The sequence below is a fragment of the Lysinibacillus sp. NPDC093692 genome (assembly GCF_050280125.1).
Classification (GTDB): domain Bacteria; phylum Bacillota; class Bacilli; order Bacillales_A; family Planococcaceae; genus Lysinibacillus.
This window is the reverse complement of record NZ_JBNNUW010000015.1, coordinates 103,893-115,448: the sequence shown is the minus strand read 5'-3', so window position 1 is coordinate 115,448 and position 11,556 is coordinate 103,893. Positions and strand designations below refer to the sequence as shown.

Below are 11,556 nucleotides of genomic sequence, written 5' to 3'. Positions count from 1 at the left end.
CGTATATTTAGTATAACGAGATTTTTTTGTGAAATGAACAAAAAACCCCGAATAGGGTCACTTTTTAAAGTGTCCACTATTCGGGGTTCAGTTCAGAATACTAGGTTTTGAGCGTTTTTTTTTATATTTTGATAAATATTAAAAATCGCATTGAATAACATATAAAATCTATTTTAGGTAAACAAAAAAATTAAGATGAATAAACATTGATTGCTATTTCTTTATCTCGTTCTTCCATCTCTTTTCATACATGCGAATAATGATCAAGTGTTGTTTGAATATCAGATTGTCCAATACGTTTTGAAACAGCATAAATATTAGCACCTTTGTAAATCAAAACACTGGCATGAGTATGGCGTAAACCATGAATATAAATATGTTCGATCTCCAATGCATCTAGTGTTTTTCGTAATAATTTATTGCCACCTTCATTTGTTACAGCTAATATTAATTTCTTGAATTCATTCATACCTTTCTTATTATAGAAATTTTTTCTCTGATTGTTCATTTGACTGGCCACAAAAATGAACGATATACGTGATTTTGTGAACGCTAAAGACGTTATAGCTAACATTATCCGTGAGATTGCGAACGGTACAGTAACAATTACTAGTACATTACGAGCTGTATTTGTAGGGGCATATCGTAAAGCTGTAGAGCAATTAAGGACTAGGTCTAGTAAATCATCATATGATAGAAGAAACACCAAAAAGAGAACGATCAGTACCGTTTTATAACTGGCTTTATGAACGTAATGATTGTACACAAATAAATAGCAGACCGAACTTAGAAAATTCACTTTGGTAAAGTATCTAATACTAAGAATCAGTATTTATGAAGTAAGGTTTTGGGTTTGTGATATAGTTAATTCCTGCTAAAGAAATTTATCTAAAAGGTGAAAAATGGCTCTGCTCAATGATGTTCCGTTGAAGCAGTCAATCAAATTGTCATGGCTTCGTTAAGCGTAACATGACTGGGGACTTCTGACAGGACAGATAAAAAAAGATAGAGCAGGTCACTCTATCTTTTTTATTTTAATAATATGGTAAATCTTGAATCCTAATCTTGTATTGTTACCAATATTCCATCTTCAAAATACAAATATTTCCCGTAATCTGAATACACCCATTGCTCTGATTGATGACTAGCAGTAATTGTTCGGTTAATGTCGTCGGGTTCTCCCCAATTGGTATCGAGAACTTGCTCTTTTGTCATTCCTATGTAAATACGATTTTTAGCTTCCTCAATTCTCCTAGCTTCTTCTTGCGCTTCCCGTTCTGCTTTATCGTTTGCATATCTTTCAAGATTTTCAGCTTTTTCTTTTTTTATAGATGCTTCAAGTTCTTCTATATCTGTTGAAAATTTTTGATATATAAATGATTTAACATTTTCACTTAAATCTCCATTATCTAAAGTTAAAATTTCGTAACCAAAGGTACCGAACGTTTCCATTTTTTCATAATACCTTTGAACGGCAAGATTATAAAGTTCAATCGTTTTATCTGTTGGTCTGATTTCTAAATCAGGACTTTGAATAAACGACTCTTTATAATAGGAAATTACATCTAAGTAACTTTCTTCATCTATAAGCTTGATCATATTTTTTTCAATATTTTTAGCTTTTTCTTGACGCTTTTGATCTTCAACTGATATTTCTTCTGTTTGCTTTGTTTCAATTGATTCTTCTTTTTCTTCTAACTTTTTTGTAGTTTCTTGATTAGTACAACCAACAAGAGTGAATAAGCATAAAATTAATATTATGAACTTATTGTATTGATTATTTACTTTCACAACATCGACTTGGTTTTCCTGCAATTTTGATTCCTCCAAAAACTAATACTTTGGTCTACTAATTTAGTTTACTACATTTACTACTATGTTAGTATGAAAATTTCAATTTTAATCCATTTTGTAAACCGTAATGTCTTATCACCCACCATACTATTGTAATTAATTTAAAAAGAGATTTATACTTTGAATGAATTTGAAAATATTACAATTGATGCAGCATTAAAACGAGTTCGTAAATATCTAAAACTATTACAAGAAGAATTAGCGCATAGAAGCAGTTTGGATAGAGCATATATCAGTATGCTAGAAAGAAAGAATCTTAATTTGGCAGTACCAGCTTTATTGGAATCTTATATAACATGAAGTCAATATGAATCTATTGACTTCATTGAGGAATCAGAACATATTAGCGAGGAAAATAAATCTATATTACTTAAAATAATGGCGAGAGTTGAGACGGAGGAAACGAAACAATATTTGGATATAATGGAAAAGCTGGTGAAAAAAGGGAGGTATGGAGCGGCGATAAGTTTGTATAAAGAAAAAGAACTGATACAACATAGTGAGGACGGTAATTCTTTATACTATTATGCATTATTAAAACAGAATAATTATGGTTATGAATCATTTGAAGCGAAAGAAGAATTGGCGCAAAATGTAAACCCGAATTATACAGGGAGAATGAGTGCTGAAATAAATGAAGAATTTGAATATAAAGAAGGAGTTGTTGGAATTTCCCACAATATGTGGGGGTATTATTATGAAGAAAATCAAAAAAGTGATATTTATATTGGGATGAGAAAGGAAGAAGTTTTGGAATCTAAATGGGGTAAACCAAAGGATGTTAACCGTACTACAACATCTAATAGTATTAATGAACAATGGGTTTATGATAATTATAAATATTTGTATTTTGAAGATGGAATTTTAACTACGATTCAAGAGTAATGTATAGGCACATCATTAATTTGGTGTGCTTTTTTGTGTTGGTGAAAACTATTAATTAGAAACCTAAAGCTCAAAGCAGAATACATGAATCGTTCAAAGGTACTAGGCAGAGTAAGTGGTTTGTTATTATTGCATAAAACTGAGCTTGCTACAATGAGACAGGTAGCTAAGCAATCATTCAAAAGGTTGCAGAACTAAATCAGGATAGCAGAACATGCGTATAAGTACTGCTATGGTAGCACAGAAGTTTTATGTGGCAGGTCGCGACTGACTACTGTAGGGAGGGTTAAGTTAAGGTTAGCTTTAATATATCATACCTCCTATAATTGAAAAACCTTATAGTATAAAATTGTATAATATACAAATCTTATCACATAGTATAATGATACATCCATTAACCTCCAACTTTAGTTGAATAGTAAAAACCTATTTCAAAACGGTTTTGGCGGAACAGCCGTACAACATATCAATTATCTTTCTAAATAAAGCTGACAGAAGTTTAATATCGTTAGGCTACGTTATCTGATCATGGACAGCGTTTCGTCGCTAAATGAACAGAATTGCACGTGTAATTCAATGAAGGAATTATTCACATATAATTAGAGATGTTCTCACTAAACCATTTGTTACTATCATTCTTCCTTCAGAAAGATTCTTTTGTAAATTAGAATAATTTATATAAAAAACGGAAAGAAATAGGGTAAAAATGTTGGAGTTGATAGGTATGGAATTTGATAAAGAGAATGAAGTTTACTGCTACAGCTGTCGTAAAAAAACTTTATTTACACGTAAAGATACGCATAATAAAAGTGGGGTAGACAGTCATTGTAGTGAATGTTCGGGTATTTGGTTTGAATGGCAAAATCGAGCTGTGGAGAGAGAAATGGAAAAGTGGGTTGAATATAATAAAGGGCTCGCAAATTAGAATAAGGCGTAGTTTTCTTCGTTCAAATAGGTAAAGAATAAATAAAAATATTGCTAATCATATTACTAATAGTTTATATATATTTTAGATAGATAGTAAAGAAGCAAAAGAGTCAGCTTGAAATTGAAAGTACTTCTTGTGAAAACAGCTCATGCCTAAGAAGCATGAGCTGTTTTTTAGTCTTTATTTCTTTGTTGAAATCGTAAAAATGACAAATTTAACTTGAACACTTTATGAACGTTTTGTTAAAATTCATAGCACTTTCAAATAGAATATAACAAAATGATAAGATATTTATTATATTTAGCACTATTTATCTACGTATTTCAAGAAAAAACATACTAACATAATACACCCTTTATCATGTTTATGCATAGTTTGCTTATTAATAAATTCATAGCTATCATACCAGTAGTAACACAATTTTAAAAGTAAGGAGATTAGTAATATGAACATTAAATTCACAAAACTAAGTAAGAGTACAAAGGGGATAAGTGCTGCCATTTTAGCAGCTGGAATCATGGGGGTTACAATGGCACCAAATGCATCGGCCCATGGGTTTGTTGAGAAACCAGCTAGCCGCTCCGCTTTATGTAGCCAAAATTATGGCGCGCTTAACTTGAGTTGTGGAAGCATTATGTATGAGCCACAAAGTCTAGAGGCACCAAAAGGATTCCCACAAGGTGGACCAATTGATGGACAAATTGCATCTGCAGGTGGTAAGTTTGGTGGCATCCTCGATCAGCAAACTGCAAATCGCTGGTTTAAAAATACGATTACTGGTGGACCGAATACCTTTACATGGAAGTACACTGCAGCACATTTAACAAGCAAATGGCACTATTATATTACGAAAAAGGGCTGGGATTCTAATAAGCCATTAACTCGCGCTGATCTTGAGCCAATTGGAACTGTTGAACATAATGGTTCTGCTGCATCAAATAATTTAACGCATACAATTAACGTACCAACGGACCGTAGTGGCTACCACGTTATTTTAGCTGTTTGGGATGTAGCTGATACTACAAATGCTTTCTACAATGTCATTGATGTTAATTTGGTTAATAATGTGGATATAGATAAGGAAGCTCCATCTCAACCAAATGGATTACAAGCAACGAAAGTTACTTCTAACAGCGCTGAACTAAAATGGAATCCTTCTACAGACAATGTAGGTGTAAAAGAATATCAAGTATTCCGTGATGGTAAAGTAGTTGGAAATGTAGCGGGAACTACATTCACAGATAAAAATTTAAAAGCGGAAACAAAATATACATATACAATAAAGGCAGTGGATGCCGCTGGAAATGTTTCTAAAGAAAGTGAATCTACATTTGTAGAGACAATGAAAGCAACTCCAGATACGGAAGCACCAACGCAACCAACTACACTACATACGATGGCAGTAACATCATCAAGTGTAGACTTAATGTGGAGTGCATCAGAGGATAATGTAGCAGTTGACCATTATGTTATCTACCGAGAAACACCAGTAGGGCAAATGACTGCAGTTGGAACATCTAAAACTACATCTTTTATGGACATGAATCTACAAGCTAATACAACTTATAAGTATGCAGTCACTGCTGTTGATGCAGCTGGAAATGAATCTATTAAAAGTTCCGTTTTAACTGTGACTACAAAAGAGCAAGGGGCGTCTTATGAGCAATGGAGTTCATATAAGGCATATACAAAAGGTGATAAAGTAGAGCACCAAGGTAAAGTATATGAAGCGGTTCAAAGCTATCAAGGATATGGAGATCCAAATTGGATTTTTGCATTGTCTTTATGGAAAGAAGTTAAATAAAAAGTAAAGTCCTAATAAAAAGCCTTGCTTATGCAAGGCTTTTTTCAAATTTAGTTAATGACTTTATCAATCCAAATGTCTAAGAAACGAGAGAAGAGAAAACTTATAAAAAGAGGTATAATATAATAGGAAGAAACTCAAGATAGAAAGATGGATTTTAAAATGAATGAACAATTAGTAGATTGGATTACACGTTTTCAAAAGGAAAAAGATATAGAGGCTCTCGCAAACTTAAAAGACTATTGCTACTATATGATTGAACCTTTAATTGAGGAGTTTACAGAGAAATACGGTGAAGATGCTGGGGAATTATTAAGATTAAAATGGGATAAGCGTTTTTATTTTATTTTTACTAAGTATCAATTAAATGTTGGACTGCCTTTAGATTCTTTCGTTAAAAATACGTACCGTTTTTATTTTATGCAAGTTTTAAAGAAGGCTGGCTATTGAACCAAATAGTAGGGAGTGTTTCAAAGTTGAACATGGCTCCATTAAAAAATCCTTGTCTCGTGTTAAAAGCGAGACAAGGATTTTTAGGTTTTATCATGCCCTTAGGCGGAAGATTAACTGCCTGTAAAAGCCTGATTAGTTTAGGCTAATCATCAGTAGGGGATGTAGAAAACGCCTACTGCTGAAAAAGTCCACTTTATTGATACATTAAATCTTCTGCAAGGTGGGTAAATACTTCACCGATGATGGAGTCTTCGTCGTAAACAGAAGAGCCTGTATTTTCCTCAGGTTGCGCAAATGGAACTTGAGCGATGATACTTGTTTGAAGTTCATCTGCCAATTTTTCGGCGCCACCTTGACCGAATAGATAGTTCTTTTCACCATTCGAATTTTCAAAGTAAGCCATGTTTTCAACAACACCAAGAATCGAGTGTTTCGTATGTTGAGCCATCAAACCTGCACGAGAAGCAACATGGGAAGCTGCAAGGTGCGGTGTTGTGACAATAATTTCTTGTGCTTGTGGAATCATTGCCGCCATATCAATGGCAACATCTCCTGTACCAGGTGGTAAATCTATGAGGAGATAGTCTAATTCATCCCAATGTGTATTAACAAGGAAATTGCGAATCCATTTGTTAAGCATTGGACCACGCCACATGACAGGTTGGTTTTCGTTTGTGAAAAAACCCATCGACATGATTTTTACACCATGACTTATTACTGGAATAGCTGTTTGGTCAAGCATCGTTGGTTTTTGATGAATCTTCATCATAGCTGGAATACTAAATCCATATATGTCGGCATCTAAAATACCTACACGTTTACCAAGACGGGCAAGGGCCACTGCTAAGTTAATCGTCACAGTAGACTTACCGACGCCCCCTTTACCACTAGTAATTGCAATAAATTTGACACCAGAATCGGGTAGAAGCATTGTAGGCATACCTTTATCCGTAACTTTTTCTGATTTTAAAGAAGCTGTTAAACTACGACGTTCGTCATCTGTCATAGAACCAAATGTAATGGAGACATTTGTTGCGCCGATCGCTTTCAACGCTTCTTCAACATCTTGTTGGATTTTGGCTTTCAAAGGACATCCTTGAATAGTTAAGATAATATCAAGTGAGATATGCGTACCATTGACTTGAATATTACGTACCATATTCAAGTCAACGATGCTTTTATGAAGCTCTGGGTCATCAACTTTCTGCAAAGTTTTTAAAATGTGCTCGTTCGTTAGCATATAACCATCCTCCTATTTTAGGCCTTTGCCAAGCCCTTTTAAGAAGTGAGCGCCAAAATTTACAGCACGATTAACATCAGGATCGTTTAGCATTTTGAACAGCTTAAAGGCACTAACTTTTTCATCAGATTCAACAGCTTTGTTCGCTTCATCTAAGCCAGAATTTAAGCCTTCAATTAGCTTTGTTGTTGTTTCTGGGTTCAGCTCGGTTAATGCTCCCGCAACACCCATTAAGTTGTTGATGATATTCGTAACAGGCTTACGAGTTAATTGTCCAAGAGCAATATGGGTAACCTCTTCTTTTGCTTCTAGTAGTTTCGTAGCTGCTTCTAGTGCTCCAATATCATTTAGTTCTGCCATGATCGTAAAGACCTGGTTAACCATTTCTTCATTTTCAGAAAGAAGTTGCTTTAAATTGTCTAGCTTTTCTTCCTTTAATTGTTCTTCTGTTTTTTGCGCTTTTTGAATTGTCGTAATTGGTGCTGCCATGAACTCACTCCCTTTCGTTAGTTGTTAAGTGAACGTAGCCAGGACGCTTCCATTTGCGTTCTACCTCAACACCATTTTGTGGATGACGTTTTTTATAGCGCGGGTTTGTTCTAGGAAGTGGAGATTTTCCTTTTTGTTTCAATACTTCTACACGTACTTTTGTTTGTTTGTATGCAGGTGTCGATGTATTGATGTCTCCAGCTGGCCCTGTTAAGAAATTAATCGCCGAATCTTTGCTAACAGAGTTCATAGGTAAGAAAAGTTCATTTCCTTGTACGCGATCTGTTACTAGGGCATTTAATTTTAATGCGCCTTGAGGAGACACTAAACGAAGAAGAGCTCCATCTTCAATGCCACGTTCTTTTGCTAATTCTGGTGAAACTTCAACAAAAATTTCAGGTACTTTCGATTGAATACCTTTTGATTTATTTGTCATATTACCTTCATGGAAGTGTTCAAGCATACGGCCATTGTTAATATGGCAATCATATTGCGCTTCATATTCAACCGGTCTGATCCAATCATTTAAAGCAAAACGAGCTTTTTTGTCAGGGAAGTTAAAACCATCTTCATATAGTAATGGTGTGTCTTTACCATCATGGCTACCCCAACAGAAGCTACCCCAATTTTCTAATACATCATAGTTCGCTTGCGAGAAGAATGGAGCAAGACTAGCCATTTCAGCAAAGATTTCACTTGGGTGACTGTAATTCCAGTCAGCACCTAGGCGACGTGCTACTAATTGAAGGATTTCCCAATCGGCTTTTGATTCACCAAGTGTTGGTAATACTTGATATAGTCGTTGTACACGACGCTCTGTATTAGTAAAAGTACCTTCTTTTTCAAGAGAAGGTGCTGCTGGTAAAATAACATCCGCATATTGTGCTGTACGTGAAAGGAAGCAATCTTGTACAACAAAGAAGTCTAATTGTGAAAGTACTTTATCTACATGGTTAGCATCGCAATCTACAAGTGCCATATCTTCCCCAACTAAATACATTGCTTTCATTTTACCTTCCATGATAGCATCTAACATTGCCATATTCGTACGACCTGGTTCAGGTTTGATATTCACACCATATGCTTCTTCAAATTTCTTACGTGCTTCGTCGTCTACTACTTTTTGATTACCTGGTAATAGATTTGGTAGTGTACCCATATCACAAGCACCTTGAACATTGTTGTGACCACGAAGAGGGTAGGCACCTGCACCTGGACGACGATAGTTACCAGTAGCTAGAAGTAGGTTAGAAATTGCAGCTGATGTATATGAGCCACCTGTATTTTGTGTGACACCCATACCCCAAAGTACACATGTACCGTCAGCATCACGAATCATTTCAGCAACATTTATCAACGTTTCTTTTGAAATGCCCGTTTCTTTTTCTGCATATTCTAATGTGTATGTTTCAAGTACATCTTTAAAATCATCAAAGAAGTGCACGTTCTCTTTAATGAAGGCTTCATCATGCCAACCTTGATCGATCATATATTTTGTAACGGCCATTAACCATACTTGGTCTGTTCCTTGTTTTGGGCGCATGAAAATATCAGAACGCTCAGCCATTTCATGTTTACGAACGTCGGCAACAATTAATTTTTGACCGTGTAACTTATGTGCACGTTTTACACGAGTAGCTAAAACAGGGTGACCTTCTGCAGGGTTAGCCCCAACAATAATAACAAGGCCGGCTTTTGCGATATCTTTGATCGTTCCAGCGTCGCCACCTATACCAACTGTGCGTAGTAGGCCATCTGTAGCTGGAGATTGACAATAGCGTGAGCAGTTATCAACGTCGTTTGTTTCAAATAATTGACGTGCCATTTTTTGAATTAAGTAGTTTTCTTCATTTGTAATTTTTGAAGAAGAAATAAAGCCGACAGAACCAGAACCGTGTTCTTTTTGAATGCCACCTAGTTTAGTAGCAATTAAGTCAAGAGCTTCATCCCATGAAGATTCAACAAATGCATCATTTTTACGAATTAATGGTTTTGTAATTCGTTCTTCAGAGTTGATGAAGTCCCAACCGAATTTTCCTTTTACACAAGTAGAAATTGCATTTACAGGACCGTCAGAAGGTTGCACTTTTAAAATTTTGCGGTCTTTTGTCCAAACTTCGAACGAACAACCTACGCCACAGAAAGTACAAACTGTTTTTGTTTTCTTCGTCCGTTTACTACGCATAGCAGCCTCGACTTCAGAAACAGCGAAGATACCGCTATAACCAGGCTCAACTTCCTTAATTAAATTAATCATCGGATCTAATGTATCTTGCTTAAGCCCAGTCATAAAACCAGCTTCACCAAGCATTGATTTTTCCATTAATGCGTTACATGGACAAACGGTAACACATTGCCCACAGCCTACACATGAAGAATCGTTAATGGCAACGCCTTCATCCCATACTACTTTTGGTCTTTCGGCTTCCCAGTCAAGAGATAATGTTTCGTTAACTTGTAAGTTTTGACAAACCTCTACACATTGTCCACATGCGATACATTGGTTTGGATCGTATCGATAAAATGGGTGCGACATGTCTACTTCGTGAGGTTCAACTTTTGGTTGATAAGGATATTTTTGATGTTCGATTTCCATTAATTCTGCTGTGTTATGTAATGTACAATTACCGTTGTTATTATCACAAACTGTACAATACAGCAGGTGGTTTTCTAATAGACGATCCATCGCTTCCGTTTGTGCAGCTTTCGCTTTATCAGAAGTAAGTTGGATATCCATGCCGTCTATAGCTTTTGTTGAACAAGAGCGAACTAACTGTCCGTTTACTTCAACGATACATGTATCACAAGTTTTGATAGGGTCAACAGATGGTACATGACAAATTTGTGGGTGGGCGATGCCATTTTGATTAATGGTATCAAGTATTGTAGCTCCCTCTGCTACATTATACGATTGGCCATTAATGTTAATTTTAGTCAAGGTGATTTCCTCCTTTTGTTCTTAGAGACTTTTTTGGCAACAGGTTAATACTGGGGATAAACCGAGAATAGGACTGCGAGTTTTTTATGTTGAATGTCTTGTTCATTTAAAAAATGGTCTTGTTATAATGTCATTTCCCGATGTATCCAATTTCTACACTAAGATAGATGAAGAAACATGTATCACGAGTTGTTATTGCTGATATTGCTGAAAAATAAAAAAATCCACCATGAAAAGGCACGTTTAAAACATGCTGATTCGTCATGGTGGATAAAATTCTTAACAGGCCTTGCTAAAAATTCAATCTACTTTTATTTTTTATTCAATATAACTATAGAATATAAATATTAAAACCACCATGCCACAAGTTCAAACCTATTTGTATAAAACCATGACATAAGAATCAAAATACTTTCATTCCATACATAATATCACTTATTATAGCCTTTTCAGCTAAAATGGACAATAATTATAATAAAAATTATTGATTGAGAATAATTATCATTGAATATTTTCTCTTTAATTTTTATTTAAGTTGCTATATTATTAACAAACTATAAGGGTGACCCCCATGAACATAGGATAAAAAGATTAATTACGTTGGGAGAATCGTTAAAATGTCAAAAAAAGTGCATGAATTCAACGACATTATTCGAAAACTACGAAAAGATATATTTGGAAAAGGACCGGAGCGTATTCATACGGTTTTCATCGAGAACATGGCTGTGTCAACTTTATATGGGAATATCACACCGACAGAAAAATTTATTGCGAGTACACCTGAAGGGTTAAAAATGGTCCATGCTGCACGTACTAGGATGATTCAAGATTTGTATACTAAATCACCTCCAGAAGGAATGGAAGAACTGATGGGCACTAAGTTACTCCATTTATTTTCAGATATTAAAATTGAAGAAGATTTTGCTATTTCCGTATTTGTTTTTGAAAATAATATTAGTGAATAA

General features: G+C 35.0%; 12 protein-coding genes. 7 read left to right on the top strand and 5 right to left on the bottom strand.

The window, feature by feature from the left end; genetic code table 11:
* Nucleotides 1-244: 244 nt before the first annotated feature.
* Nucleotides 245-508 (bottom strand): tyrosine-type recombinase/integrase, encoded by a 264-nt coding sequence (locus tag ACQKN4_RS16410; protein ID WP_427484215.1) that lies wholly within the window; start codon nt 506-508, stop codon nt 245-247.
* 16 nt (nt 509-524) lie between these two features.
* Here ACQKN4_RS16410 and ACQKN4_RS16405 point away from each other — a divergent pair, with 16 nt between their 5' ends.
* Nucleotides 525-737 carry a hypothetical protein gene (locus tag ACQKN4_RS16405; protein WP_427484214.1) on the top strand — a complete coding sequence of 71 codons (213 nt, stop codon included), beginning with the start codon at nt 525-527 and terminating at the stop codon, nt 735-737.
* 322 nt (nt 738-1,059) lie between these two features.
* Here ACQKN4_RS16405 and ACQKN4_RS16400 read toward each other — a convergent pair whose 3' ends face one another.
* Entirely contained in the window at nt 1,060-1,815 is a 756-nt protein-coding gene (locus ACQKN4_RS16400; RefSeq protein WP_427484213.1) for a hypothetical protein, read from the bottom strand.
* 159 nt (nt 1,816-1,974) lie between these two features.
* Here ACQKN4_RS16400 and ACQKN4_RS16395 point away from each other — a divergent pair, with 159 nt between their 5' ends.
* From ACQKN4_RS16395 to ACQKN4_RS16375, 5 genes are all read left to right on the top strand, one after another.
* On the top strand, nt 1,975-2,154 hold the full coding sequence (locus ACQKN4_RS16395; protein ID WP_427484212.1) for a helix-turn-helix domain-containing protein: 180 nt from the start codon (nt 1,975-1,977) through the stop codon (nt 2,152-2,154).
* Between the two features lie 114 nt (nt 2,155-2,268).
* Nucleotides 2,269-2,739: a hypothetical protein gene (locus ACQKN4_RS16390; protein ID WP_427484211.1), complete on the top strand. Its 471-nt coding sequence runs from the start codon at nt 2,269-2,271 to the stop codon at nt 2,737-2,739.
* A gap of 724 nt (nt 2,740-3,463) precedes the next feature.
* The gene (locus ACQKN4_RS16385) at nt 3,464-3,664 is read left to right on the top strand and encodes a hypothetical protein (protein WP_079563071.1); all 201 of its coding nucleotides are present in this window, start codon (nt 3,464-3,466) and stop codon (nt 3,662-3,664) included.
* Nucleotides 3,665-4,112: 448 nt separating this feature from the next.
* Nucleotides 4,113-5,471: a lytic polysaccharide monooxygenase gene (locus ACQKN4_RS16380; protein ID WP_079563072.1), complete on the top strand. Its 1,359-nt coding sequence runs from the start codon at nt 4,113-4,115 to the stop codon at nt 5,469-5,471.
* Between the two features lie 162 nt (nt 5,472-5,633).
* The gene (locus ACQKN4_RS16375) at nt 5,634-5,921 is read left to right on the top strand and encodes a hypothetical protein (RefSeq protein WP_049667586.1); all 288 of its coding nucleotides are present in this window, start codon (nt 5,634-5,636) and stop codon (nt 5,919-5,921) included.
* 196 nt (nt 5,922-6,117) lie between these two features.
* Here the strand turns inward: ACQKN4_RS16375 and ACQKN4_RS16370 are convergent, their stop codons facing one another.
* From ACQKN4_RS16370 to fdhF, 3 genes are read right to left on the bottom strand one after another with little or no spacing between them, the layout of a single operon-like run.
* Nucleotides 6,118-7,164 carry an Mrp/NBP35 family ATP-binding protein gene (locus ACQKN4_RS16370; RefSeq protein WP_079563073.1) on the bottom strand — a complete coding sequence of 349 codons (1,047 nt, stop codon included), beginning with the start codon at nt 7,162-7,164 and terminating at the stop codon, nt 6,118-6,120.
* 12 nt (nt 7,165-7,176) lie between these two features.
* The gene (locus tag ACQKN4_RS16365; RefSeq protein ID WP_079563074.1) at nt 7,177-7,653 is read right to left on the bottom strand and encodes a DUF1641 domain-containing protein; all 477 of its coding nucleotides are present in this window, start codon (nt 7,651-7,653) and stop codon (nt 7,177-7,179) included.
* A 4-nt stretch (nt 7,654-7,657) separates the two neighbouring features.
* Nucleotides 7,658-10,591 (bottom strand): formate dehydrogenase subunit alpha, encoded by a 2,934-nt coding sequence (fdhF, locus tag ACQKN4_RS16360; protein WP_427484210.1) that lies wholly within the window; start codon nt 10,589-10,591, stop codon nt 7,658-7,660.
* Nucleotides 10,592-11,208: 617 nt separating this feature from the next.
* Here fdhF and ACQKN4_RS16355 point away from each other — a divergent pair.
* Entirely contained in the window at nt 11,209-11,556 is a 348-nt protein-coding gene (locus ACQKN4_RS16355) for a DUF2294 domain-containing protein (protein ID WP_079563076.1), read from the top strand.

What these genes read in the sequence shown, in the direction of transcription:
- ACQKN4_RS16410 (WP_427484215.1), bottom strand. Translation starts at nt 508, where the DNA reads ATGAACAATCAGAGAAAAAATTTCTATAATAAGAAAGGTATGAATGAA.
- ACQKN4_RS16405 (WP_427484214.1), top strand. Translation starts at nt 525, where the DNA reads ATGAACGATATACGTGATTTTGTGAACGCTAAAGACGTTATAGCTAAC.
- ACQKN4_RS16385 (WP_079563071.1), top strand. Translation starts at nt 3,464, where the DNA reads ATGGAATTTGATAAAGAGAATGAAGTTTACTGCTACAGCTGTCGTAAA.
- ACQKN4_RS16380 (WP_079563072.1), top strand. Translation starts at nt 4,113, where the DNA reads ATGAACATTAAATTCACAAAACTAAGTAAGAGTACAAAGGGGATAAGT.
- ACQKN4_RS16375 (WP_049667586.1), top strand. Translation starts at nt 5,634, where the DNA reads ATGAATGAACAATTAGTAGATTGGATTACACGTTTTCAAAAGGAAAAA.
- ACQKN4_RS16370 (WP_079563073.1), bottom strand. Translation starts at nt 7,164, where the DNA reads ATGCTAACGAACGAGCACATTTTAAAAACTTTGCAGAAAGTTGATGAC.
- ACQKN4_RS16365 (WP_079563074.1), bottom strand. Translation starts at nt 7,653, where the DNA reads ATGGCAGCACCAATTACGACAATTCAAAAAGCGCAAAAAACAGAAGAA.
- ACQKN4_RS16355 (WP_079563076.1), top strand. Translation starts at nt 11,209, where the DNA reads ATGTCAAAAAAAGTGCATGAATTCAACGACATTATTCGAAAACTACGA.